At 54.1% G+C, this 23,731-nt stretch carries 26 protein-coding genes, 1 pseudogene and 1 other annotated feature; of the genes and pseudogenes, 13 read left to right on the top strand and 14 right to left on the bottom strand.

What is annotated here, in order from left to right:
- Positions 1-31: 31 nt before the first annotated feature.
- Positions 32-892 carry an excinuclease Cho gene (gene cho / locus HA41_RS07750; protein ID WP_094120285.1) on the bottom strand — a complete coding sequence of 287 codons (861 nt, stop codon included), beginning with the start codon at positions 890-892 and terminating at the stop codon, positions 32-34.
- 48 nt (positions 893-940) lie between these two features.
- Between cho and HA41_RS07755 the strand changes: the two genes are divergently transcribed.
- On the top strand, positions 941-1,159 hold the full coding sequence (locus HA41_RS07755; protein ID WP_094120286.1) for a hypothetical protein: 219 nt from the start codon (positions 941-943) through the stop codon (positions 1,157-1,159).
- A 108-nt stretch (positions 1,160-1,267) separates the two neighbouring features.
- On the opposite strand, the gene HA41_RS07760 is transcribed toward HA41_RS07755, so the two are convergent.
- The 5 genes and pseudogenes from HA41_RS07760 to HA41_RS07785 form a co-directional block, all read right to left on the bottom strand.
- Positions 1,268-1,747 (bottom strand): Hcp family type VI secretion system effector, encoded by a 480-nt coding sequence (locus HA41_RS07760; protein WP_094120287.1) that lies wholly within the window; start codon positions 1,745-1,747, stop codon positions 1,268-1,270.
- 240 nt (positions 1,748-1,987) lie between these two features.
- Positions 1,988-2,680, bottom strand: coding sequence for a hypothetical protein (locus tag HA41_RS07770; protein ID WP_094120288.1), 693 nt, complete (start codon positions 2,678-2,680; stop codon positions 1,988-1,990).
- A gap of 218 nt (positions 2,681-2,898) precedes the next feature.
- Entirely contained in the window at positions 2,899-3,789 is an 891-nt protein-coding gene (gene yddG, locus HA41_RS07775; RefSeq protein ID WP_094120289.1) for an aromatic amino acid DMT transporter YddG, read from the bottom strand.
- A 62-nt stretch (positions 3,790-3,851) separates the two neighbouring features.
- Positions 3,852-4,675: pseudogene (nadE, locus tag HA41_RS07780) on the bottom strand (ammonia-dependent NAD(+) synthetase).
- A gap of 118 nt (positions 4,676-4,793) precedes the next feature.
- Positions 4,794-5,996, bottom strand: coding sequence for a multidrug effflux MFS transporter (locus HA41_RS07785; RefSeq protein WP_094120290.1), 1,203 nt, complete (start codon positions 5,994-5,996; stop codon positions 4,794-4,796).
- Positions 5,997-6,298: 302 nt separating this feature from the next.
- Between HA41_RS07785 and osmE the strand changes: the two genes are divergently transcribed.
- Entirely contained in the window at positions 6,299-6,634 is a 336-nt protein-coding gene (gene osmE, locus HA41_RS07790; RefSeq protein ID WP_010245718.1) for an osmotically-inducible lipoprotein OsmE, read from the top strand.
- A 75-nt stretch (positions 6,635-6,709) separates the two neighbouring features.
- Here the strand turns inward: osmE and HA41_RS07795 are convergent, their stop codons facing one another.
- The 6 genes from HA41_RS07795 to hxpB form a co-directional block, all read right to left on the bottom strand.
- Entirely contained in the window at positions 6,710-7,084 is a 375-nt protein-coding gene (locus tag HA41_RS07795; RefSeq protein ID WP_094120291.1) for a DUF6515 family protein, read from the bottom strand.
- Positions 7,085-7,281: 197 nt separating this feature from the next.
- Positions 7,282-8,673 carry an L-cystine transporter gene (locus HA41_RS07800; protein WP_094120292.1) on the bottom strand — a complete coding sequence of 464 codons (1,392 nt, stop codon included), beginning with the start codon at positions 8,671-8,673 and terminating at the stop codon, positions 7,282-7,284.
- 152 nt (positions 8,674-8,825) lie between these two features.
- Positions 8,826-9,416 carry a metal-dependent hydrolase gene (locus HA41_RS07805; RefSeq protein WP_094120293.1) on the bottom strand — a complete coding sequence of 197 codons (591 nt, stop codon included), beginning with the start codon at positions 9,414-9,416 and terminating at the stop codon, positions 8,826-8,828.
- Positions 9,417-9,559: 143 nt separating this feature from the next.
- Complete coding sequence (kduD, locus tag HA41_RS07810; protein WP_094120294.1) at positions 9,560-10,321, bottom strand: 2-dehydro-3-deoxy-D-gluconate 5-dehydrogenase KduD; 762 nt, start codon at positions 10,319-10,321, stop codon at positions 9,560-9,562.
- Between the two features lie 16 nt (positions 10,322-10,337).
- Positions 10,338-11,174 carry a 5-dehydro-4-deoxy-D-glucuronate isomerase gene (gene kduI / locus HA41_RS07815; RefSeq protein WP_094120295.1) on the bottom strand — a complete coding sequence of 279 codons (837 nt, stop codon included), beginning with the start codon at positions 11,172-11,174 and terminating at the stop codon, positions 10,338-10,340.
- Positions 11,175-11,348: 174 nt separating this feature from the next.
- The gene (gene hxpB, locus HA41_RS07820; RefSeq protein ID WP_094120296.1) at positions 11,349-12,017 is read right to left on the bottom strand and encodes a hexitol phosphatase HxpB; all 669 of its coding nucleotides are present in this window, start codon (positions 12,015-12,017) and stop codon (positions 11,349-11,351) included.
- Positions 12,018-12,161: 144 nt separating this feature from the next.
- Between hxpB and HA41_RS07825 the strand changes: the two genes are divergently transcribed.
- Positions 12,162-12,698 (top strand): YniB family protein, encoded by a 537-nt coding sequence (locus tag HA41_RS07825; protein WP_094120297.1) that lies wholly within the window; start codon positions 12,162-12,164, stop codon positions 12,696-12,698.
- A gap of 5 nt (positions 12,699-12,703) precedes the next feature.
- On the opposite strand, the gene HA41_RS07830 is transcribed toward HA41_RS07825, so the two are convergent.
- Positions 12,704-13,597: a fructosamine kinase family protein gene (locus HA41_RS07830; protein ID WP_094120298.1), complete on the bottom strand. Its 894-nt coding sequence runs from the start codon at positions 13,595-13,597 to the stop codon at positions 12,704-12,706.
- Between the two features lie 78 nt (positions 13,598-13,675).
- A complete protein-coding gene (ghoS, locus tag HA41_RS07835) occupies positions 13,676-13,996 on the bottom strand; it encodes a type V toxin-antitoxin system endoribonuclease antitoxin GhoS (RefSeq protein ID WP_094120299.1) in 321 nt (106 codons plus the stop codon).
- A gap of 352 nt (positions 13,997-14,348) precedes the next feature.
- On the opposite strand from ghoS, the gene HA41_RS07840 reads away from it, so the two are divergent.
- The 10 genes from HA41_RS07840 (at position 14,349) to btuC (ending at position 23,692) form a co-directional block, all read left to right on the top strand.
- Positions 14,349-15,110, top strand: coding sequence for a DUF481 domain-containing protein (locus tag HA41_RS07840; RefSeq protein ID WP_094120300.1), 762 nt, complete (start codon positions 14,349-14,351; stop codon positions 15,108-15,110).
- Positions 15,111-15,356: 246 nt separating this feature from the next.
- On the top strand, positions 15,357-17,285 hold the full coding sequence (gene thrS / locus HA41_RS07845) for a threonine--tRNA ligase (RefSeq protein WP_094120301.1): 1,929 nt from the start codon (positions 15,357-15,359) through the stop codon (positions 17,283-17,285).
- Between the two features lie 3 nt (positions 17,286-17,288).
- Complete coding sequence (gene infC, locus HA41_RS07850) at positions 17,289-17,840, top strand: translation initiation factor IF-3 (RefSeq protein ID WP_094120302.1); 552 nt, start codon at positions 17,289-17,291, stop codon at positions 17,838-17,840.
- Between the two features lie 100 nt (positions 17,841-17,940).
- On the top strand, positions 17,941-18,138 hold the full coding sequence (gene rpmI / locus HA41_RS07855) for a 50S ribosomal protein L35 (RefSeq protein WP_004157374.1): 198 nt from the start codon (positions 17,941-17,943) through the stop codon (positions 18,136-18,138).
- Positions 18,139-18,181: 43 nt separating this feature from the next.
- Complete coding sequence (gene rplT / locus HA41_RS07860) at positions 18,182-18,538, top strand: 50S ribosomal protein L20 (protein ID WP_003853267.1); 357 nt, start codon at positions 18,182-18,184, stop codon at positions 18,536-18,538.
- Positions 18,539-18,655: 117 nt separating this feature from the next.
- Positions 18,656-18,780: a sequence feature (Phe leader region), on the top strand.
- Entirely contained in the window at positions 18,661-18,705 is a 45-nt protein-coding gene (pheM, locus tag HA41_RS21180; protein WP_106120997.1) for a pheST operon leader peptide PheM, read from the top strand. (Overlaps the previous feature by 45 nt.)
- 71 nt (positions 18,781-18,851) lie before the next feature.
- Positions 18,852-19,835 (top strand): phenylalanine--tRNA ligase subunit alpha, encoded by a 984-nt coding sequence (gene pheS, locus HA41_RS07865; protein WP_094120303.1) that lies wholly within the window; start codon positions 18,852-18,854, stop codon positions 19,833-19,835.
- Between the two features lie 14 nt (positions 19,836-19,849).
- The gene (gene pheT / locus HA41_RS07870; protein ID WP_094120304.1) at positions 19,850-22,237 is read left to right on the top strand and encodes a phenylalanine--tRNA ligase subunit beta; all 2,388 of its coding nucleotides are present in this window, start codon (positions 19,850-19,852) and stop codon (positions 22,235-22,237) included.
- Positions 22,238-22,241: 4 nt separating this feature from the next.
- A complete protein-coding gene (gene ihfA, locus HA41_RS07875) occupies positions 22,242-22,544 on the top strand; it encodes an integration host factor subunit alpha (protein WP_003853259.1) in 303 nt (100 codons plus the stop codon).
- Between the two features lie 164 nt (positions 22,545-22,708).
- Entirely contained in the window at positions 22,709-23,692 is a 984-nt protein-coding gene (gene btuC / locus HA41_RS07880) for a vitamin B12 ABC transporter permease BtuC (protein ID WP_094120305.1), read from the top strand.
- The last annotated feature ends 39 nt before the right edge of the window (positions 23,693-23,731 follow it).

Below are 23,731 nucleotides of genomic sequence, written 5' to 3' on the forward strand. Positions count from 1 at the left end.
CTCAGTGGGCAGGGGCCGGCGGTTTTTTTATTTACAGCGGCAGGATAGGATAATCGCCCGACAGAATCGGACGGCAGAGGATCTTGTAACCGTCGTGATCGAATCCCCCTTTGGGACGCTGCAACGTTTTCGCCTCCTCGATATTGCTGACCGAACCAAGGTAAAACCAGTGATCGATGACGTGGATTTGGGTCATTTGCTTGCCTTCCTCGACCAGCCCGACCGCGCCTTGCCACGGCCAGCAAAAGACCCGTACATTTTCCAGCGCTTCCAGCAACCGATCCTGATGATCGCTGATCGGCTCTTTGCCGCAGCAGGCACCGGCGCAGCGGCGCAGCGCTGAACGGAAACAGCCGCGCTGAGCACTGAGCGCTTCCAGCCCAAGCAAACCGTGACAGAGCTGATATTCATCGGCCAGTTGCTTCAGCCGCTCTATCGCAGCAAAGCGGCTGCGATAGAGGCCAAACAGGTTGGGCGACTGGCTGAAGTCGAGATCTTTGGCGTAGACCACCTGCGGTTTACCGTCGGTGATCTGCAATGAACAGAGCTGGCGGTTTTTACGCAAGCGCTTATTAAACAGCGGCTGTTGCGTTTTAATCATCTGCGCTTCCAGCAGCAGCGCGCCGAGATCGCCCGCGGTCGGGATCCAGCTGACACGCCGCGACTGGCGCAGCATTTTCGCCTCGTCCGGGGTACGGAAATGCGACATCACCCGCGAGCGCAGGTTAACGCTTTTGCCAATGTAGAGCGGCAGCGAATCACTTTCGCCGTGGAAGGTATAGACGCCAGGCTGATTGGGCAGACCTTCCAGCCACTCACGCAGGTGTTCGGGATATTGATAAATTGCAGCCGCGTCGAACTCGAGGCGGTGCGTTGCAGCACGTCTGACCAAGATGGACTCCATTTACTGGTTGTCCATACAGCATAACAGGCAGGTGAAATGATCGCCAGCCACATAGAATGGTTCCAGGCGGCAGAACGGATGGTTATTGCTAATGCAGGTGCCAGGGTGATCAACATCGGGATCATTAATATCGAACATCTCTTTTTCAAGGCTAACTCTATGAAATTTAATTATTTTAAGAGGTGGGTGACGAAAGCATGCAATCGGCATCAGGTATCATTTGACCAATACAAGATTATGGCCCTTGTTGTCTGAAACCTTTCCCTATACAGGACAAAGAGCCGTTACTTCAAGTCTGTTTTGCTGTGTTATGTAAATTAAGCCAACACCCATTTCCCGGTGCGAGTGCCGGGCTTTTTTATTTCAATATGTCGCGAGTTGATTCCATGTATCGCGGTAGATCACATTACCGTCCGTATATTTCCAGGTAATCGCCTCATAGCGTAATTCGAGCGTTTCAAGATGAGTGCTACTCATACCGTTAGGAGACAGATATGGCGCAACCGTTGTTATTTTGACATTTTCCAGAATGATATTGAAATACTCAGCCTCAATGCCTGATTCGAGGGTGCGATACATTCTGATTGTTCCCTGCTTCATGGTCCGGCCTTCGCAGACAGCTCTGTACAAGAGTGGAGTCGTTTGATCAAACTCCTTCACTATCGTGATAGAACGGTGGACACGCGTACCTGTCAGTTTTCCCCAGTTCGGATCGACCGGGATAGTTACACCATGAGAGAATGATTTTAACTCGATAGACCCCAGGCGCAGTGGCATCATGCAGCCTCCGACTACCGGAGATCCGTTTTCATCATCAAGCCATAAATGTGCGGGAGCAGACACGTAATTTCCTTATAAAAGTGTGTTAAAAATTGGGATATTTAGCGTTTGAGCTTTACAATTTCATATATCGATAAACCTATCATCAAAAACACAAAGAATAGGGGGGGAGCCAGAGTGGGCTGTTCGGGAATAATAAAGCCTGGGCCACTGCAAATGCTATGGTCAGCGCGGTCGGGCCATAATACGAAATTAACGACCTGAATACCCGCCTGAAAAACCTTTTAATGAAACTTGTCATCATTATCTAATCATCTTAGTTATGATATCTACCACTTCATTATCCGATACCCATTGTGCATTAAGCGCCGCAGCGCGCTCAAACAATGGTTCTATAAGGAAATACATCATTTCTAGCTCTTGAATATATAGCGCTGAATAATAAGCTGGATTAGAAATGTGAAGGCGATGCGCGCTATCTGCCGCTTTCTGAACAATGCCGTATAAACCCATAACTCCAACAATCTGCCCCGTTCTTCGTCCTACGAGCGCACTGATTTCAAGACTTAGATTCATGCCTGCAGCGACAGATGACGCTGTTGCTAACGCAAATCCAGCATTTGTCAGCGAACTGGCGGCAATATGTATATTTACAGCCATTAGCATTTGTTTGATGTGTTCTAGTTGTTCGGATGTCTTATGCTTGAATATTTCTTCGAAATATATCTTTAGCATTTGATACACAACATCGTCATGTAGCAGAAAATAAATAATACCTTTTTTGAATCGAAGATCGTCTGTCTTTTGTTGCTGACAGACATCCTGATATTCTTTAGTAAAGCAGGAGGTGTAATAGAGCGCACGTCTGGCGCCAGCGCCTATCGTTTCAATCTGATTTGATACCGCGTTTCCGACGCCGGTTAACGCGTGGTCGAGTTTTAACGCAAGGATGTTATTGGACTGCAAATAAGTGATAATTTCTTTGCTGTAGTACATAACCTGTTCCTTTTGGTTAATGTCCGTCCTATGGCCTTACTAACCTAATGGTTAATGCTCCTTTAGTAAACAATATTGTCAATTACCAAACAAAACATGCTGTTATGTGCATTGTTTCTCATGGAGAAAATAAGCCATGGGAAATGCCTTCACTGATTAATTTAACCCGCAAAATCATTGGGTTAACGTTGTTCAAAAAATGATCGCCAGCCATCCGATCAGAGACGCCGGGTTGCCAGCCAGCAGATCAGCGAACCGAGCGTGATCATCGCCACGCCCTGCCAGAAGGCCAGCGGTGGTGTCAGGCCCAGCCACAGGGAAGCCAGCAGGGCGGAAAAAACCGGTGTGAAGTAGGAGGCGGTTGCCAGCAATGTCAGATTGCCGTGCTGAATGCCGTGATTCCAGGCGGAATAGGCAATAGCGGTCGACGCCCCGACAAATAGCACTTCCAGCAGCGGCAACAGCGCGAATTGCATCGGTGCCGCTGGGGCACTCAGGAAGGTTTTGCACCACAGCGCCAGCGCGGTCAGGATAAAAAATAACGTGACCCCATTCGCGCCCCGGGCATAGCGACGGGTGATATTGTTGTAGAGCGCCCAGGTGATGGCGGCGATAAACGCCAGCGTATAAGCCGTTGGGTTACGTAACAGGTTCTGCCACATCAGAGCGGGTGAGCCACCGCCGTTGGCCTTCATCACCCAGACGATGCCCAGCAGAGAAAGCGCCAGTCCCGGCCACAACCACAGGCGAAAGCGCTGCTGGTTAAACGGGATTGCCAGCACCACCGTCAGGCAGGGCCAGAGATAGTTGATCATTCCCAGCTCCAGCGACTGACTGCGATCGCTGGCCAGCCCAATCGCCAGCGCCAGACAGATTTCGTAGCCGACAAACAGCGCACCGCCGATAGCTAAGTAGGCGGCAGACATCGCGCCGGGTTTGGGCAGACCGCGAGTGATACAGAGCAGCAGGGCGGTGGTGGTGTAGATCAGGGCAGCACCGCCGGTCGCGCCAAAGGCTTCGCTGACGCTGCGCAGCAGGCCAACCGTGGTACTCCAGAGCAGAATAGCGATCAGACCGATCAGGGTGGCGCGTGTCACATTAGCAGGCATATTGCTATCAACGGGATGAGGCAGGGAAAAGCCTCCCTTGCCGCAGCAAGGGAGGGACGGGTTTACTTCCAGAAGTCGTCGAAAACGGTAATCGGTGGGCGACGTTTGTGCTCAGTTTTCTGGTACCAGCCTTCAATGATTTTTGCGCTATCCGGGTCGATGGTTTTGCCTTCCAGATAGTCATCAATCATCTCGTAGGTCACGCCCAGCGCCACTTCATCCTGCAGGCCGGGACGATCATCTTCCAGGTCAGCGGTGGGTTTCTTCAGGTAGAGGTGTTCCGGACAGCCTAGCTGCTTCAGCAATTGTTTGCCCTGGCGTTTGTTGAGACGGAACAGCGGGTTAATGTCGGTACCGCCATCGCCATACTTGGTGAAGAAACCGGTGACCGCTTCAGCCGCATGGTCGGTGCCGACCACCACGCCTTTGGTCATGCCAGCGATGCTGTACTGAGCTTTCATTCGCTCACGCGCTTTTTCATTGCCGCGCACGAAGTCAGACAGGGTAATGCCAGCGGCCTGCAGCGCCCGTTCACTGGCAAGCACGGATTCTTTGATATTAACCACCAGCGAGCGGTCGGGCTGAATAAACGCCAGCGCATCCTGACAATCCTGCTCATCGGCCTGCACGCCGTAGGGCAGGCGCACCGCGATGAAGGTGTAGTCGCTATCGCCGCTCTCCTCGCGCAGTTCGCTGATCGCCATCTGCGCCAGCTTGCCCGCGAGGGTCGAGTCCTGACCGCCGCTGATCCCCAGCACCAGCGTCTTAATACCGCTGTGCCGCTTCAGATAGGCTTTAAGAAAATCGACGCTAACGCGCACTTCGTGATCGGCGTCGATAGTGGCTTGACGCCCAGTGCTTCAATGATTTCCTGCTGCAGTGACATGAACTTCTCCTCAGGTCAGTGGCCCGTCGGCTCGATGCGAACGTTTTATTAAAGCTAACGTGACTCAGCGAAAACAACAAGCCAAAGCGGCAGCCGATTTCAGCTAACCGTTGCGAAATCAGACAGTTTTCACCTGGAGCAGCGGTTTTTTTGCCAGCACAATGAACATCAGGATCGCCAGCATAAAGCAGCCAAAAATGGTGGCGGTCATGCTCAGCACTGAGGTGCCGCCAATGCCGGTAATCGGCACGGTGATGGCGCCCAGGGTGAACATGGTGACGCCAATCACTGCCGAGGCGCTGCCGGCGCGATGGCCCTGGCTCTGCATCGCCAGTGAGGACGCGGTCGTTGCAATTACCCCGTTACTGGCAATAGTAAAGAACAGCGCCACCAGCAGCAGCGGTAACGGTGCCTGCGTCAGCGCGGCCAGCAGCAGCAGGCTGGAGGCGACAAAGGCCAGCGTCAGCCCGCCTTTCAGCACCCGATATTCTCCCCACAGCGGGCAGAGACGGGCACTGGTCTGAGAGGCGATCACCAGCCCGATTCCGTTGGCCGCAAAGCAGAAGCTAAACGCCTGTGGCGAAAGTCCATAGAGTTGCTGCAGCACAAACGGTGAGGCGCCGATATAGGCAAACATCCCGGACATCATAAAGCCCTGGGTCAGGCAGAAGCCCATGAAAGGACGATGGGTAATGACCTGGCCCAGCGCGGCATAGGCGGAGAAAATCGAGCCTTTGCTGCGTCGCGCATCGGGCAGGGTTTCATGCAGTTTCCAGCGCGCCAGCAAAATCAGCAGCAGGGCAATGCAGCCGAGCACCACAAAAATGCCGCGCCAGTTAAGCACCGTCATCAGCACGCCGCCGAGTACCGGGGCAGCAATCGGGGCCAGACCATTTACCAGCATCAGCAGGGCAAAGAAGCGGGTCAGCTCATGCCCGCTGTACATGTCACGGGCGATGGCGCGTGATAACACCGCTCCACCTGCACCGGCTAAGCCTTCAAACAGGCGGGCCAGCAGCAGCTGATGAATATCCTGTGCCAGCGCACAGCCGATCGAGGCGATAAACAGCAATACCAGTGACAGCGCCAGCGGACGCAGGCGACCAAATTTGTCGCTCATCGGACCGAACACCAGCTGACCGGCGCCCAGGCCAAGTAATCCGGCAGTCAGACTGAGTTGCGCCGAGGCGGTTTCCGTGTGCAGATCGCGGGCCAGCTGAGGCAGCGCGGGCAGGTAGAGATCGATACACAGCGGGCCGAGTGCGGCCAGCAGGCCCAGCGTGATGGCATAAACCAGCCGGTTGGAATGTACAGGTGTCATTTATCCTCAGTATCGGAAGCGATGGGTGAACAGCAGGCAGACAACGCCTTCGCGAACGGTAACGGGTGCCGGAGCCCGCCCTGGCACTACCATTGAAGGCAAGCTGCACCCTGCAGATGCACTATTTTCGCCAAAGGCGCCGTTTTTTTCGCGCTGATTATACGTGGCCGTTGACAGCAAAACAGCCTTCTTTACGAAATCCTGACGATTGTCAGCGCATTAAAAGTTCGCCATAAACTTGATAAACCTGAATTTATGTTCCAGGCTTGTCTGCACATGGACAATAAATGAGGAACAACAAGATGAATAAAGTGATGGGATGTATCGCTGCGGCGCTGACGCTGGCTGCCCTGTCTGGTTGTACGACTTACGACCGCGCTGAAAGCTACGTGACTAAGCCTGTGGTAAAGGATGTTAAAAAAGGGATGACCCGTGACCAGGTTCGTCAGATCGCTGGCACACCGTCAACAGAAATCACCATGGTTCACGCGCGCGGCACCTGCCAGACCTATGTTCTGGGCCAGCGTGATGGCAAAGCACAGACTTACTTCGTGAGCTACAACGACACCGGTCGCGTAATGAACTACGGCTTCCAGAGCTGTGCGGAATACGATACTGATCCGCAGGTTCAGCAGTAAGTCCTTCGCTATAAAGCCCCAATTGAATCATAAACGGCCCGTCATCTGACGGGCCGTTTTTCGTTGTGGTGCGGCTTATAACCCTGCCGGGCGCGGAACCTCGACGTAGTCGCCATCTATCTGGCGCTGATAGTAGTGTCCCTGCTGCACATAGAAGCGTTTGCCGTTGAAGTCCAGTACCCGCATATCGTCGCTAACGCGATGTTCTTCAGGTGGCTCCACCACCACATACTCCTCGCCGTGGCGCTGATAGTAATTACCGTTAAGCAGATAGTAAGTCAGGCCACCCATCAGCACTGCCGTGGCGGCTTCAGGCAGGAAGCGCACCGGACCGGGACCGCCCCAGTGAGGACCCGGTCCGCCGTGTGGGCCCCATCCGCCAGGATGAGCAAAAGCGATAGCCGGGGTTAACAGCGTTAACGCCAGCAGTGAGGCGATAACTTTTTTCATCGGGCATTCTCCTCATAAGACTCCACGCAGGATTGGCTTTTTACCGACTAAAGACAAGCGCTAAAGCAGCGAATTTTCGCCTGTTTACCATGCTTAACGCTTTCTTAACAACGTCGCCATCAAGCGGGGAAATTATGGAGAGAACAAGGCAGGAGAGGAGAAAAAACCTGGCGCAGGCGCGCCAGGTTTAGCATGGATTAACGATGTGCCAGTTCGGCATGTTCATCGCTTTCCAGCACGCGCTTATCGGTCAGACCCAGCCAGCGGCTGGTCAGGGAACCGGCCGTCATTGAGCCATTGACGTTCAGTGCGGTACGGCCCATATCGATCAGCGGTTCGATGGAGATCAGCAGTGCGACCAGCGTTACCGGCAGGCCCATCGCGGGTAGCACAATCAGCGCGGCAAACGTGGCACCGCCACCGACACCGGCCACGCCGGCAGAGCTCAGCGTCACAATCCCGACCAGCGTGGCGATCCACAGCGGGTCAAATGGATTGATGCCCACGGTTGGTGCAACCATCACCGCCAGCATGGTCGGATAGAGACCGGCACAGCCGTTCTGACCAATCGTGGCACCGAAAGAGGCGGAGAAGCTGGCAATTGACTCCGGCACACCAAGGCGACGGGTCTGCGTCTCGACGCTCAGCGGAATGCTGGCGGCGCTGGAGCGGCTGGTAAAGGCGAAGGTAATCACCGGCCACACTTTGCGGAAGAAACGCATCGGGTTAATGCCGTTCACCGACAGCAGCAGCGCGTGGACGCCAAACATAATCGCCAGGCCAAGATAAGAGGCAACCACGAAGCTTCCCAGTTTGATGATGTCCTGCAGATTCGAACCGGCCACCACTTTAGTCATCAGAGCCAGCACGCCGTACGGTGTCAGCTTCATGACTAAACGGACCAGCTTCATCACCCACGACTGCAGCGTGTCGATCGCTACCAGCACGCGCTGACCTTTGACTTCATCATCTTTCAGCAGCTGCAGCGCGGCCACGCCGAGGAAGGCAGCAAAGATCACCACGCTGATGATTGAAGTTGGGTTAGCGCCAGTAAGATCGGCGAACGGGTTCTTTGGAATGAAGGAAAGCACCAGCTGCGGCACACTCAGGTCAGAAACCTTGCCGACGTAGTTGCTCTGAATGGCGCTCAGACGCGCCGTCTCCTGCACACCCTGCACCAGACCTTCCGCGCTCAGACCAAACAGGCCGGTGACAAACACGCCGACCAGCGCGGAGATAGCGGTGGTAAACAGCAGCACGCCGATGGTCAGTACGCTGATTTTACCCAGCGCGGAGGCGTTATGCAGCCGGGCAACCGCACTCAGAATCGAAACAAACACCAGCGGCATCACTACCATCTGCAGCAGCTGAACATAGCCATTTCCGACGATGTTAAACCAGCTGATTGAGGTTTTAACGACTGCACTGTTTTCACCGTATATCAGCTGCAGCACCAGGCCAAACAGTACGCCGATCACCAGACCGGTCAGCACTTTCTTTGACAGGCTCCAGTTGTTGCGGCTAAAGCGCGAGAGCAACACCAGCAGCACCACAAAGGCGACGAGGTTAAGCGTTAAGGGAAGGTCCATACTGAAACTCCAGAGTAATGCGGCTTTCCGTGTCGGGAAAACCGCATAATGTTAATCACGAATGAAGACTGCGGGAATGTTAGCAGCAGGAGAGGGTGCAGGCCTTATATCCAAATGGAATGCTTTATAACTTATTGGCTGAATTTGTTGGTTTAATGCGCAGTCTGGCTGGAAATAAGCCGGCCGACACCGTTTTGCAGGGTATCGAAGAGCTGAGCAGGCCAGCCGTTTGCACCAAACGAAGGCATACCCACCGGGAACCACAGCGCATAGCCAACCAGGCCGAGACATAAAGCTCGCTCAAGCTGGTTGCCTTTCTGACTTTTCAGAATAGGGAGACGGAAGCGCCAGCGGCAGGGCCACAATAACGGGACGCCCGCCGGCGTCAGCATGTCGGCGACAATATGACTGAGATAACCCAGCGTCAGCCCCTGTAACACATCGGCAGGAATCGGGGACTCCCTGGGCAGATTGATCTGGAACAGCCACAGCCCGGCGGCGACCGCCAGTAAACTGTGGGTAAAGCCCCGATGACCAAAGGCGCGCGCAATCGGATGAGAGAGCCAGCGTAGCCGCTGTCCCAACACCGACTTAGGATGATCGATGTCGGGCAACAGGCAGGTCAGCAGGGCTGATGGAACGAGATGCCACCAGTCTGCCTGCGCCAGTACTGGCGTAAGTTCAGCACGTTTGGCGAATATGGCGCTCGCAATGGCGAAAATGATATGGCCCTCGGCCGTCATGATGGAACCTGGCTGCAAAGAAAACTGTCAATGCATCCAGTATAGGGATTTATCCAGTGAATGAGAACATGTGACGCTGTAACGAAGCGTTAATAATTGCTTATTGAAGGCGGACAAGCGTTGCGCATTGTCCGCCAGATAGATCAGCGTGCCAGCCAGCCGCCATCTACCGCCAGCGTATAGCCATTAACATAGTTGGAGGCGGCGGATGCCAGGAACACCACCGGTCCCATCATGTCATCCGGCACGCCCCAGCGACCCGCCGGTATACGGCCCAGAATCTCTTCGCTACGCGCCTCGTCGCTGCGTAACTGTTCAGTGTTATTGGTCGCCATGTAGCCGGGCGCAATGGCGTTGACATTAATGCCATGCTTCGCCCACTCGTTGGCCATCAGTCGGGTCAGTCCCATCACGGCACTTTTTGACGCGGTGTAAGACGGGACGCGAATCCCGCCCTGGAAGGAGAGCATCGACGCAATGTTAATGATCTTGCCGCCGTTACCCTGGGCAATAAACTGTCGGGCAACCTGCTGTGACAGAAAGAACAGACTTTTGCTGTTGAGATTCATCACATCATCCCAGTCCTGCTCGCTGAAATTCAGCGCATCCTCGCGGCGGATAATCCCGGCGTTATTCACCAGAATGTCGATTTTACCCGCTGCGGCCAGCGCCTGTTCAACCACTGAGCCGACCACCGCCGTTTTCATCAGGTCAGCCTGTACCGGCCAGAAACGGCGGCCCAGCGCTTCCACTTTGCTTTGGGTCTCGTCCGGACCCTCGCGGTTGACGCCAACAATGTCGCATCCCGCCTGCGCCAGGCCCAGCGCCATACCCTGTCCCAGACCGGTATTACAGCCGGTCACCAGCGCCACTTTTCCTTCCAGGCTAAACGCATTCAGTACCATGATATTTCTCCTCTGCTCAGCGCAGTTCGCTGATTTTGACGTGGTCCATGTCATCAAAGACCTGATTTTCGCCCACCATGCCCCAGATAAAGGTGTAGCGCTGCGTGCCAACACCCGCATGGATTGACCAGCTAGGCGAGATCACCGCCTGCTCGTTATGCACCAGGAGGTGACGGGTTTGCTGCGGTTCGCCCATCATGTGGAACACCGCGCTCTCCTCGCTCATGTCGAAATAGAAATAGACCTCCATGCGGCGCTCATGGGTGTGGCACGGCATGGTGTTCCACAGGCTGCCTTCATCCAGCCTGGTTAAGCCCATGGTGAGCTGACAGGTGGGTAGCACGTCCGGCACGATAAATTTGTTGATGGTGCGGCGATTAGAGGTGGCGGGATCGCCGAGCGTGGCGGTAGACGCTTCCTGTAAGGTTATTTTTTTATCCGGGAAGGTGGCATGTGCCGGTGCGCTGTTGTAGTAGAACTTCGCTGGCTGCGCCGGGTTCAGACTGCTGAACACTAAATTACGCGCGCCCTTGCCAATATAGAGCGCCTCTTCATGGCCGATTTCCCAGCGTTTGCCATCTACTTCCACCAGACCTGGCCCGCCGATATTGATCATGCCCAGTTCGCGGCGCTCCAGGAAATAGCTGACACCCAGCTGTTTGCCCATTTCATCGCCAATGGTGACCGGGTTATTCACCGGCATCACGCCGCCGATAATGATGCGGTCGATATGGCTGTAGGTCAGGGTGTAGTTATCGGCAGTAAAAATCGTCTCAATCAGAAACTCGCGACGCAGCGCGTCAGTGTCGAGCTGTCTGGCGTGATCACTGTGAATGCTTTGACGAACGTTCATCTCAGGCCTCTCTGCAGATCAGGTTAAGTATGCCCCGGGACAGGGACTGTTCGGGCATCTTAGGCAGAGTGGGATATGAATTCAATAAAAATGAAACGTTGTTTTATTTATTTGTGGAGTAGATCAATAGCCCGATGGAATAAATGGAACAGCCCGCCTGACGGCGGGCTGTAACTACCCCTGTAAATCGGCCAGCGAGAGAGAGGTCAGATCGTCCAGCCTGACATCGGCAAGCGACCAGCGCGGGTCGTGGCGGTGGGCCGCGGCAGGTACCACAATCGAACGCATTCGTGCCGCTTTGGTGGCAATCATGCCGTTAAAAGAGTCTTCCAGCGTCACGCAGTTCAGCGGATCGATCACCAGATCACTGGCCGCGTTGAGATAAACCTGCGGATGGGGTTTGCTGTAGGGCAGTGCTTCCGCCGAGGAGAGCACGTCAAAGTAGGGGCGCAGATTGAATATCTCCAGTACCCGTTCCAGCATCGCCATCGGCGAAGCAGAGACGAGACCGATTTTCAGGTTGTGCTCCCGGCAGAGTTGCAGTGCAGACTCAACGCCAGGCAGTAGCGGGCGGGTCTCTTCAATAAGCGCCATCGCCCGGGCAATGATCCGTTGCGTCACCTCCTGCTGGCTGGGACCCTGCCACGGCAGAGTTTCGTACCACATGCGCACGGTCTGATCGATGCGTAAGCCGAGCGTGTCAGGCAATTCACTGCGGCGTGACAAATCGACACCCAGCGTTGAAAAAATATCCATTTCTGCCTGGTCCCACAGCGGCTCTGAATCAATCAGTAATCCATCCATGTCAAACAGCGCGGCGAGAACGGGGCGGTGATAGGGCATCTGAAGTCTCCTTATACAGTTCGCTTTACTTTAGCATGTTCAACTGGTCACAGGTCGATGTGCAGCCCGCCACGCTTTATTTGGGAAATTTCGCCATTGGCAGGTAGACTTACAGCAAATTGGATTCAGGGTTCAGGAGATATCATGACCTATCAACAGGCTGGCCGCATCGCCATCCTCAAGCGTGTGGCTGGCTGGGTGATTTTTTTACTGGCGCTGCTTTCAACCATTATTTCTGTGCTGAGCTTTATGTTTAAGCACAGTGAGAAGCAGCCTGGCATTGACGCCGTAATGCTCGATTTTGTTCACGTTATGATCGATATGATCCGGTTTAACACGCCATTCCTTAACGTTTTCTGGCATAACTCGCCGGTACCGGCGTTTAACGGCCAGATGAACCTCGGGTTCTGGCTGATCTACATTCTGATTTTTGTCGGGCTGGCGCTGGAGTCGTCAGGTGCGCGGATGGGACGTCAGGCGCGCCACATCAAAGAAGGGATTGAGGATCAGTTGATTCTTGAGCAGGTTAAAGGCAGTGAAGGGCGCACGCGTCAGCAGCTGGAAGAGAAGGTGCGGGTGCCGCGCCACACCATTTTCCTGCAAATTTTCCCGCTTTACGTGCTGCCAATTGTGATTGCCGTTGCTGGCTACTTCGTGCTGTCGCTGCTCGGTTTTATCTGAGCCAGTCAGGCCGGTCTGGCCTGACGAGTCGCCAGCGCATCTTCGTCAAGTAACTGACCAATGGCGAACTGTGCATCACCCAGCCAGTGACCACCAAACACATTGGCCCGGTTTAACAGATAATAAAGCTGGTAAACCGGCTGACGCTGCGAAAAGCCATCCGGTAATGGCCAGACGGTGTGGTAGCCTTCAAAAATCTGCCGTGGCAGATCCGGGAACCAGTTCAGCATCGCTAAATCGCATTCCCGGTCGCCCCAGTAACAGGCGGGATCGAAAATCCACGGGCCAGCTGCGCTACCTGCGCAGTTTGCCGGCCAGAGGTCGCCATGCAACAGGGAAGGCTGGGGATGATGTGATGCCAGCACCCGCTGCACACAGGCAATAATCAGTTCGGTGTCGCCATACTGAATGCCTTTTTCGGCCGCCAGTTGCAGTTGCCAGCCGATGCGTTGTTCAGCAAAGAAAACCGACCAGCGTCGTAGCCAGCTGTTAGGTTGCGGGGTAGTAGTGATGTTGTTGTCGAAGTCGAGCCCGAACTGGGTTTGCTCACTCCACTGATGCAGATGCGCCAGCTGTTGCCCCAGCTGAAAGGCACTCTGCTGATCAAGCGGCCGTGGCTCAATATATTCCAGTAGCAGAAAGCTCTCTTCGCGATGATGCCCGACACCGTACACTTTCGGCACGGTGACGGTCTGGGTGCGCGCCAGCAGGGCAAGCTGATCGGCTTCCCAGGTAAATAGCGACAGCATTTCGCGACTATTGCATTTCACGAACACGTCATGGTCACCGTAGCGGATGCGCCAGGCAGGGTGGACATCGCCACCGGGCAGGGCGTGGCGTTGAGTGATTTCGGCGTTGCCTAACTGCTCGCTTAACAGACGACTAATGGCTGACCACATCGGGCTATCCTCGTTATTCGCTGCGTAAGTTCGATTGTAGCGCGTAAATCTTCACCAAAACCAGCGCTGACGCACCCTTTATTCTGCAGGTGAAGCGGCAGGGCGATGATCGGCTGCGTCGCGCAGGTACTGCTCAAAGGGGGTGACGGTCACGTCCGGCTTTTGTCCCAGCGCGCTTTCACCCGCAGACGTCACCTGCTCTCTGAGATCATCCTCATCCAGCGTGGTGACAATACCAAAACTGTTAGTTCCCAGTTCATGCGGGTGCCCATCGTCATCTGTCAGGGTGGTGGTAAATCCGGCGGAAGTCATCGCTCCGGTCAGCTCAAGAATGTCACTCAAGCCAGACTCCTGATAGCGCAACGTCACGATATATCGGGTTAACGAATTACTGCTCATCATTCACCTCAGGGTAGAGAAACTGAACTGAGCGTAGACCATGCCGAAAAAATGAGCGAATTATGAAGGGGATGCTAAGAGCACAACCGGTGGTCAGAAAGTAAAATTTTGTCAACCGCAGCCGGTAACGATCTGAAAAATCTTGTCGTGCAGCGGCTGTATTTTCGATTAAGGACCACTATAATACGCCGCGTTAATCAGAGGAGTCCCAATTAACATGCGGTTTCATAGCAATACCACGCATTTTGAGCAAGTTAATATTCTTTTACAAAACTTACCGTAAATTGCGTTGATTGCCGGGCAAAACGCTTCAGACTCTCCGTTTTTTAAACTGTCGCACGGATCACATTTAATGAAAGCCTTTAACAAGCTGTCTGCTGTTTTTTTGCTCTCCGCCGGAGCGTTTTGCCACCAGGCACTGGCCGATAATGCCGTATTCACCTCAATGGATGACCCTTCCACGGCGAAAAAACCATTTGAAGGTTCCGCTTCTGCGGGTTACCTGGCGCAAACCGGTAACACCACCAGTTCATCCATGACTGCTCAGACCAACATGACCTGGTATCAGTCATCGATGGCATACAGTTTGTGGGGCAACGCCGCCAACACCTCTTCAAATGATGAGCGCTCGTCTGAGACTTACAACATCGGCGGCCGTTCACGTTATAACCTTAACTCCTATGACTACCTGTTTGGTCAGGCGAGCTGGTTAAGCGATCGTTTCAACGGCTACGATTCCCGTGACGTGCTGACCGCCGGTTACGGTCGTCAGATCCTCAACGGTCCGGTGCATTCACTGCGCGCGGAATTTGGTCCGGGTGTACGTTACGATGACTTCCACGATGGGGGCCATGAAACCAAAGCGCTGGGCTACGGTGCTATCAGCTACCAGTGGCAGCTGACCGATACCACCAAATTTGTGCAGGGCGTTTCCGTGCTGAGCAGCTTTGGCGAAGACACCACCCTCAACTCAGAAACTGGCCTCCAGGTCGCTATCAACAGTCACTTCGCGCTGAAGCTGGCTTACAACGTGACCTGGAACAACAATCCGCCAGAATCTGCGCCGGATCGTACTGATACCAAAACCTCGATCATGCTCTCCTACGCGATGTAAGCGGTTTTTCAATCGCAGCATTAGCGGCGGCCTGACAGTGTGTCAGGCCGCTTTTTTTGATCTCTCCGAGGCTTAGCGAAAACGGCATGGGTTTTTCTCGTCGGGGAAAACTGCTATCATCTGTTCCGCACTGCAATCCTGGCGACATTCCGACACTGTGGGTCAGACATTACGCCAGGTCATTAAATTTACATGATGTTGCATGTAGGCTTTCGTGTGGCTTACCACTGCAATTAAGGATATGAAATGCCTGTAATTACGCTTCCTGATGGCAGCCAGCGAGTTTTTGATCGCCCTGTCAGCGTTATGGATATCGCGCTGGACATCGGCCCGGGATTAGCAAAAGCCTGCATCGCAGGTCGCGTCAATGGTGAACTGGTTGATGCTGCCGATCCCATCACTGAAGATGCTGCCGTTGCGATCATCACCGCCAAAGATGAAGCGGGTCTGGAGATTATTCGTCACTCCTGCGCGCACCTGTTAGGGCATGCGATTAAGCAGTTGTGGCCGGATACTAAGATGGCGATCGGCCCGGTGATTGATAACGGCTTCTATTATGATGTCGATATTGATCGCACCCTGACTCAGGAAGATATCGACCTGCTGGAAAAACGCATGCATCAGTTGGCTGAAACCAACTATGACGTCGTTAAGAAAAAAGTCAGCTGGCAGGAAGCGCGCGATGTTTTCGCCGCGCGAGGTGAAGTCTATAAGACCACTATCCTGGATGAAAATATCAGCCATGATGATCAGCCTGGCTTGTATCATCATGAAGAATATGTCGACATGTGCCGCGGCCCGCACGTGCCGAACATGCGTTTTTGCCATCACTTTAAGCTGCAAAAAATCTCCGGCGCCTACTGGCGTGGGGACAGCAACAACAAAATGCTGCAGCGTATTTATGGCACCGCATGGGCAGACAAAAAGCAACTGGCAGCCTATCTGCAGCGCCTGGAAGAGGCGGCGAAGCGCGACCATCGCAAGATTGGTAAGCAGCTTGACCTCTACCACATGCAGGAAGAAGCACCTGGCATGGTCTTCTGGCACAATGACGGCTGGACCATTTTCCGCGAGCTGGAAGTGTTCGTCCGCAGCAAGCTGAAAGAGTATCAGTACCAGGAAGTTAAAGGTCCATTCATGATGGATCGCGTGTTGTGGGAAAAAACCGGACACTGGGAAAACTACAAAGAAGCGATGTTCACCACCTCCTCTGAGAACCGTGAATATTGCATCAAGCCGATGAACTGCCCTGGCCATGTGCAGATCTTTAATCAGGGTCTGAAATCCTATCGTGACCTGCCGTTGCGTATGGCAGAGTTTGGTAGCTGTCACCGCAATGAGCCGTCAGGTGCGTTACACGGTCTGATGCGCGTGCGTGGCTTTACTCAGGACGATGCACACGTTTTCTGTACTGAAGAGCAGGTACGTGACGAAGTTAACAGCTGTATCCGCATGGTTTATGACATGTACAGCACCTTCGGCTTTGAAAAGATTGTGGTGAAATTATCCACCCGTCCTGAGAAGCGTATTGGCACCGACGAAATGTGGGATCGTGCTGAGGAAGATTTGGCCGCCGCACTGAACGAAAACAATATTGAGTTTGAGTTCCAGCCAGGCGAAGGTGCGTTCTACGGTCCTAAAATTGAGTTCACTTTGTACGATTGTCTTGATCGCGCCTGGCAGTGCGGAACAGTTCAGCTAGACTTTTCCTTGCCAAAACGCCTTGAAGCAACCTACGTGGGTGAAAACAACGATCGTCAGACGCCAGTGATGATTCACCGTGCGATTCTGGGATCAATGGAGCGTTTCATCGGTATTCTTACCGAAGAATTCGCCGGTTTCTTCCCAACCTGGCTGGCACCGCTGCAAGTCGTGGTAATGAATATTACCGATGGACAAGCGGAATATGTTGAGTCTTTGACACGTAAGTTGCAGAATGCTGGCATTCGTGTGAAAGCAGACTTGAGAAACGAGAAGATAGGCTTTAAAATCCGCGAGCACACATTACGTCGCGTCCCTTATATGCTGGTCTGTGGTGATAAAGAGGTGGAAGCTGGCAAAGTGGCCGTTCGCACCCGCCGTGGTAAAGACCTTGGGTCGATGGATGTTGATGTGTTTGTTGAGAAACTTCAACAAGAGATTCGCAGCCGAAATCTTCACCAATTGGAGGAATAAAGTATTAAAGGCGGAAAACGAGTATTACCGACGCGTCCGAACAAAATCAACAGTGAAATCCGCGCAACTGAAGTGCGCTTAACAGGCATGGATGGCGAGCCGATTGGCATTGTCACATTACGCGAAGCTTTGGAAAAAGCCGAGGAATCGGGTGCTGATCTGGTAGAGATCAGCCCGAATGCCGAACCGCCGGTCTGCCGCATTATGGATTACGGCAAGTTCCTCTATGAAAAAAGCAAATCTTCTAAGGAACAGAAGAAGAAGCAAAAAGTTATTCAGGTTAAGGAAATCAAATTCCGTCCTGGAACCGATGATGGCGACTATCAGGTCAAACTACGCAACCTGATTCGCTTTCTGGAAGAAGGCGATAAAGCCAAAATCACGCTGCGTTTCCGCGGTCGTGAGATGGCGCACCAGCAGATCGGTATGGAAGTGCTTAACCGCGTCCGTAAAGACCTGTGTGAAGATCTGGATTTGGCCATTGTCGAATCCTTCCCTTCGAAGATCGAAGGCCGCCAGATGATCATGGTGCTCGCTCCTAAGAAGAAACAGTAGGCTTTCAAGTAGCATTAACCGCGCAGCGTTCGCGCTGTGCGGTTATCTGTTCGCCTGTCTGGGTCATGTTATCAACAATGCGAAGTGGATATTTTTTAAAATGCCAAAGATTAAAACTGTACGTGGCGCGGCTAAGCGCTTCAAGAAGACCGCTTCTGGCGGCTTCAAGCGTAAACACGCAAACCTGCGTCATATTCTGACCAAAAAATCTACTAAGCGTAAACGTCACCTGCGCCCTAAAGGCATGGTGTCTAAAGGCGACCTGGGTCTGGTTATTGCCTGCCTGCCATACGCATAAGTAAATTTTTTCATTCATTCAGAATATTAAACAGGAGAGCTAAATGGCTCGTGTAAAACGTGGTGTAGTTGCTCGCGCACGTCACAAAAAAATCTTAAAACAAGCTAAAGGCTATTACGGTGCACGTTCACGTGTTTACCGCGTTGCCTTCCAGGCTGTTATCAAAGCTGGTCAGTATGCTTACCGTGACCGTCGTCAACGTAAGCGTCAGTTCCGTCAGCTGTGGATCGCGCGTATCAACGCAGCGGCACGTCAGAACGGCATGTCTTACAGCCGTTTCATCAATGGTCTGAAAAAAGCAGCCATTGAGATTGACCGTAAGATCCTGGCTGACATCGCTGTATTCGACAAAGTGGCATTCTCTGCACTGGTCGAAAAAGCGAAATCAGCACTGGCGTAAGCCGGATGAAAAAGGGAGCTTGCTCCCTTTTTTATTGCCTGTAACCCGCGCAAAAGATTGACATTTTCATCGCTACGCATTTCAATAGTGCCCTCATGGTTCATGACAAGGTAACCGCAAGCATGAATGCTGCTATTTTCCGTTTCTTTTTTTACTTTAGCGCCTGAATCCGGGGGCTTTTGCGCATAAGAAGAGAAACGAAAAATCGCGCTGAAAGCCTCCCTCGTGGAGGCTTTTTTGTTTCTGGCGCTAGCATATTGGACCGGCAGGTCCCAACGAGAACTGACCAGCCTGACTGGAAAAAGAGGAAACTATGTCCCAACTCGCAGAACTGGTGGCCAACGCCACGGCGGCCATCGACGGGGCGACAGATATCGCCGCCCTTGACGCGGTGCGCGTCGAATATCTGGGTAAAAAAGGCCATCTGACCCTGCAGATGACGACCTTACGTGAACTGCCAGCCGACGAGCGCCCGGCAGCCGGTGCGGTGATCAACGAAGCAAAACAGCAGGTCACCGAACGTCTGAATGCACGCAAAGATGCACTGGAGTCTGCGGTACTGAACGCGCGACTGGCGGCCGAGACCATTGATGTTTCGCTGCCAGGCCGTCGGATTGAGAATGGCGGACTGCATCCGGTGACCCGCACCATCGATCGTATCGAAACCTTTTTCGGCGAATTGGGTTTCGCGGTGGTGACAGGTCCGGAAATCGAAGATGACTACCATAACTTTGATGCACTGAATATTCCCGGTCATCACCCGGCGCGTGCCGATCACGATACCTTCTGGTTCGACGCCACGCGTCTGCTGCGTACCCAGACGTCAGGCGTGCAGATCCGCACCATGAAAAATCAACAGCCGCCGATTCGCATCATCGCGCCGGGCCGTGTCTACCGTAACGACTACGATCAGACCCACACGCCGATGTTCCATCAGATGGAAGGGCTGATTGTCGACAAAAACATCAGCTTTACCAACCTCAAAGGCACGCTGCACGATTTCCTGAACAACTTCTTCGAAGAAGATTTGCAGATTCGTTTCCGTCCTTCCTATTTCCCGTTCACCGAGCCGTCAGCGGAAGTGGATGTGATGGGCAAAAACGGCAAATGGCTGGAAGTGCTGGGTTGCGGCATGGTGCATCCAAACGTACTGCGCAATGTCGGTATCGATCCGGAAGTTTACTCCGGCTTCGCCTTTGGCATGGGTATGGAGCGTCTGACCATGCTGCGCTATGGCGTCACCGATTTGCGTGCATTCTTCGAAAACGATTTACGTTTCCTCAAACAATTTAAGTAAGGGCAGGTTATCCAATGAAATTCAGTGAACTCTGGTTACGCGAATGGGTAAATCCAGCCCTGGACAGCGCGGCGCTGTCTGAGCAAATCACCATGGCCGGTCTGGAAGTGGATGGCGTTGACCCGGTCGCGGGTGCGTTTCACGGCGTGGTAGTGGGTGAAGTGGTGGAGTGCGGTCAGCACCCGAACGCCGACAAGCTGCGCGTGACCAAAATTAACGTTGGCGGCGATCGCCTGTTGGATATCGTCTGTGGCGCGCCAAACTGCCGTCAGGGCCTGAAAGTCGCCGTAGCAACGGTAGGCGCCGTGCTGCCGGGTGATTTCAAAATCAAAGCCGCGAAACTGCGTGGCGAACCGTCCGAAGGGATGCTCTGCTCCTTCTCCGAGCTGGGTATTTCCGACGATCACAACGGTATTATTGAACTGCCAGCGGACGCGCCGATTGGGTCTGACATCCGCGACTATCTGCAGCTGAATGACAACACCATCGAAATCAGCGTTACGCCGAACCGTGCCGACTGTCTGGGTATCATCGGTATTGCGCGTGATGTGGCGGTACTGAATGGCCTGCCGCTCAATATGCCTGAGATCACACCGGTCGCGGCCACTCTGAGCGAAACCTTCCCGATTCGGGTCGATGCGACCGATGCCTGCCCGCGCTATCTGGGCCGCGTCGTGAAAGGCGTCAACGTCACGGCGGCTACTCCGCTGTGGATGAAAGAGAAGCTGCGCCGCTGTGGTATTCGCTCTATCGACCCGATCGTCGACATCACTAACTATGTGCTGCTGGAGCTGGGTCAGCCGATGCATGCCTTTGATCTCGACCGCATTGATGGCGGGATCGTGGTGCGGATGGCGAAAGAGGGCGAAACCCTGACGCTGCTGGACGGCACCGAAGCCACGCTGCAGAGCGATACCTTAGTGATCGCCGATCACCATAAAGCGCTGGCGATGGCCGGTATTTTTGGTGGCGAGCATTCCGGTGTGAACAGCGAAACGCAGAATATCCTGTTTGAGTGCGCCTTTTTTGATCCGCTCTCGATTACCGGCCGTGCGCGTCGTCATGGCCTGCATACCGATGCGTCACATCGCTATGAGCGTGGCGTAGACCCGGCACTGCAACACATGGCTCTGGAGCGTGCGACTGCGCTGCTGTTAGAGATTTGTGGTGGCGAAGCGGGCCCGATCATCGATCAGACCCGGCAGGCTGCGTTACCGCCGCAGGCTACCATCACTCTGCGTCGTGAGAAGCTGGACCGTCTGATTGGTCACGTCATCCCGGATGAGCAGGTGACCGATATTCTGACCCGTCTCGGTTGTCAGGTCAGCGTGGCTGAAGGCCAGTGGCAGGCGGTTGCGCCGAGCTGGCGTTTTGACATGGCGATTGAAGAAGATCTGGTCGAAGAAGTGGCACGTATTTATGGCTACAACAACATTCCGGACGTGCCGGTTCAGGCCGGCCTGGTGATGACCAGGCACCGCGAAGCGAACCTGTCGCTGAAGCGTGCCAAAACCCTGCTGGTCGACAAGGGCTATCAGGAAGCGATTACCTACAGTTTTGTTGATCCGAAAATCCAACAGCTGCTGCATCCGGGTGAAGAGGCGCTGCTGCTGCCAAGCCCGATCTCAAGTGATATGTCGACCATGCGTCTGTCACTGTGGACCGGTTTACTTAGCGCAGTGGTCTATAACCAGAACCGTCAGCAGAGCCGGGTGCGTCTGTTTGAGAGCGGATTGCGCTTTGTGCCGGATACCCAGGCCGATCTCGGCATCCGTCAGGATCTTATGCTGGCTGGTGTACTGAGCGGCAACCGTGCTGAAGAGCACTGGGATCTGGCGCGGCAGACGGTTGACTTCTATGATTTAAAAGGCGATTTAGAATCGCTGCTCGATTTAACCGGCAAACTGGATGACATCAGCTTCCGTGCTGAAGCCAATCCGGCGTTGCACCCAGGACAGAGCGCTGCGATTTATTTACATGATGAACGAATCGGATTTATCGGAGTGGTTCATCCTGAGCTGGAACGTAAGCTTGATCTCAATGGCCGCACCTTAGTCTTTGAACTGCTTTGGAATAAGGTCGCAGACCGCGTCCTGCCTGATGCGCGCGAGATTTCACGCTTCCCGGCGAACCGTCGTGACATTGCTGTTGTGGTGGCTGAAAACGTCCCTGCAGCAGATATCATCGCGGAGTGTAAGAAAGTTGGCGTAAATCAGGTAGTTGGCGTAAACTTGTTTGACGTGTACCGCGGTAAGGGCGTTTCTGAGGGTTACAAGAGCCTCGCAATCAGCCTGATTTTGCAGGATACCAGCCGGACACTCGAAGAAGAGGAGATTGCCGCGACCGTTGGCAAATGCGTTGCGGCATTAAAAGAGCGATTCCAGGCAACCTTGAGGGATTGAACCTATGGCGCTTACAAAAGCTGAAATGTCAGAGTACCTGTTTGAAAAACTCGGGCTGAGCAAACGCGATGCGAAAGAGTTGGTAGAGCTGTTTTTTGAAGAGGTACGCCGCGCTTTGGAAAATGGAGAACAGGTAAAACTGTCTGGGTTTGGTAATTTCGACCTGCGCGACAAAAACCAGCGTCCTGGCAGAAACCCGAAAACGGGGGAAGATATTCCGATTACTGCGCGTCGCGTAGTAACCTTCCGCCCAGGGCAGAAGTTGAAAAGCCGCGTAGAGAACGCCACACCCAAAGAAACTGACTGATTTCAGCGTTTCAAAAAGGCCGCGCAAGCGGCCTTTTTTATTACTCCATTATCACCGTCTTCCCCTGCCATATAACCGCTGAGCCTGATCGCATCACTGCCAGCCTTTCTTTTTTCTGCAATCCCTCTACAATCAAATCACTGTTTTCTCAGCTAATCCCGCTTATGTCTCTGCTAGACCAGCTTGCTCACCAGGCCGACCGCCGCAGTCAGAAATGGCTGGTGGGACTGAGTATTGCGCTGCTTGCGCTGCTTGTTGTCAGCCTGTGCGCCGGCGATAGCTGGATTGCGCCTTCCCGCTGGCTGAGTGACAGCGGCCGGCTGTTTGTCTGGCAGCTGCGGCTGCCGCGCAGCCTGGCGGTGGTGCTGGTTGGTGCCTCGCTGGCGGTGTGCGGCGTGGTGATGCAGGCGCTGTTTACTAATCCGCTGGCAGAGCCGGGGCTGCTTGGCGTCTCGAATGGCGCCGGGATCGGGCTGGTACTCGGGGTCCTGCTCGGCAGCGGATCGCTGTGGAGCCTGAGCCTCGCCGCGATAGCTGGCGCACTGATCGTTACCCTGATTCTGCTGCATTTCGCCCATCGCCAGCTCTCTGTCACCCGGCTGCTGCTGACCGGCGTCGCGCTGGGCATCATCTGCAGCGCCATCATGACCTGGGCCGTCTACTTCAGTACCAGTCTCGATTTACGTCAGCTGATGTACTGGATGATGGGCGGATTCAGCGGGATTGACTGGCGTTACGGCTGGATGATGCTGGGCGTGTTGCCGGTGATGCTGGCGCTGAACGGCAGCGGTCGGATACTGAATCTGCTGGCACTGGGCGAGACCTCGGCGCGGCAGCTTGGCCTGTCGCTGTTCTACTGGCGCAATCTGCTGGTGCTGGCGATGGGCTGGCTGGTGGGCGTCAGTGTAGCGATGGCGGGTGCCATTGGCTTTGTCGGGCTGGTTATCCCGCACCTGCTGCGTCTGAGCGGCATCAGCGATCACCGCTATCTGCTACCGGCATCTGCGCTGGCCGGTGCCGGTGTACTGCTGGGCGCTGATATCATCGCCCGTCTGGCGCTGACCGCGGCGGAATTGCCGATCGGCGTGGTGACCGCGACGCTCGGTGCGCCGCTGTTTATTGCGCTACTGGTTAAATCTTCACGCTAGCCTCGGCTGGTTATTTAACATCCACGATAGGAATCCAGA

It is taken from the genome of Pantoea conspicua, from assembly GCF_002095315.1.
Taxonomy (GTDB): domain Bacteria; phylum Pseudomonadota; class Gammaproteobacteria; order Enterobacterales; family Enterobacteriaceae; genus Pantoea; species Pantoea conspicua.

Coding starts and splice junctions, on each gene's coding strand:
- HA41_RS07805 (WP_094120293.1), bottom strand. CDS start 9,416: ATGACGGCCGAGGGCCATATCATTTTCGCCATTGCGAGCGCCATATTC.
- osmE (WP_010245718.1), top strand. CDS start 6,299: ATGAATAAAGTGATGGGATGTATCGCTGCGGCGCTGACGCTGGCTGCC.
- btuC (WP_094120305.1), top strand. CDS start 22,709: ATGTCTCTGCTAGACCAGCTTGCTCACCAGGCCGACCGCCGCAGTCAG.
- HA41_RS07785 (WP_094120290.1), bottom strand. CDS start 5,996: ATGACACCTGTACATTCCAACCGGCTGGTTTATGCCATCACGCTGGGC.
- HA41_RS07830 (WP_094120298.1), bottom strand. CDS start 13,597: ATGTGGTCAGCCATTAGTCGTCTGTTAAGCGAGCAGTTAGGCAACGCC.
- yddG (WP_094120289.1), bottom strand. CDS start 3,789: ATGCCTGCTAATGTGACACGCGCCACCCTGATCGGTCTGATCGCTATT.
- pheT (WP_094120304.1), top strand. CDS start 19,850: ATGAAATTCAGTGAACTCTGGTTACGCGAATGGGTAAATCCAGCCCTG.
- HA41_RS07825 (WP_094120297.1), top strand. CDS start 12,162: ATGACCTATCAACAGGCTGGCCGCATCGCCATCCTCAAGCGTGTGGCT.
- HA41_RS07840 (WP_094120300.1), top strand. CDS start 14,349: ATGAAAGCCTTTAACAAGCTGTCTGCTGTTTTTTTGCTCTCCGCCGGA.
- thrS (WP_094120301.1), top strand. CDS start 15,357: ATGCCTGTAATTACGCTTCCTGATGGCAGCCAGCGAGTTTTTGATCGC.
- hxpB (WP_094120296.1), bottom strand. CDS start 12,017: ATGCCCTATCACCGCCCCGTTCTCGCCGCGCTGTTTGACATGGATGGA.
- HA41_RS07795 (WP_094120291.1), bottom strand. CDS start 7,084: ATGAAAAAAGTTATCGCCTCACTGCTGGCGTTAACGCTGTTAACCCCG.
- HA41_RS07755 (WP_094120286.1), top strand. CDS start 941: ATGATCGCCAGCCACATAGAATGGTTCCAGGCGGCAGAACGGATGGTT.
- rpmI (WP_004157374.1), top strand. CDS start 17,941: ATGCCAAAGATTAAAACTGTACGTGGCGCGGCTAAGCGCTTCAAGAAG.
- ihfA (WP_003853259.1), top strand. CDS start 22,242: ATGGCGCTTACAAAAGCTGAAATGTCAGAGTACCTGTTTGAAAAACTC.
- kduI (WP_094120295.1), bottom strand. CDS start 11,174: ATGAACGTTCGTCAAAGCATTCACAGTGATCACGCCAGACAGCTCGAC.
- rplT (WP_003853267.1), top strand. CDS start 18,182: ATGGCTCGTGTAAAACGTGGTGTAGTTGCTCGCGCACGTCACAAAAAA.
- HA41_RS07800 (WP_094120292.1), bottom strand. CDS start 8,673: ATGGACCTTCCCTTAACGCTTAACCTCGTCGCCTTTGTGGTGCTGCTG.
- HA41_RS07770 (WP_094120288.1), bottom strand. CDS start 2,680: ATGTACTACAGCAAAGAAATTATCACTTATTTGCAGTCCAATAACATC.
- kduD (WP_094120294.1), bottom strand. CDS start 10,321: ATGGTACTGAATGCGTTTAGCCTGGAAGGAAAAGTGGCGCTGGTGACC.
- ghoS (WP_094120299.1), bottom strand. CDS start 13,996: ATGAGCAGTAATTCGTTAACCCGATATATCGTGACGTTGCGCTATCAG.
- pheS (WP_094120303.1), top strand. CDS start 18,852: ATGTCCCAACTCGCAGAACTGGTGGCCAACGCCACGGCGGCCATCGAC.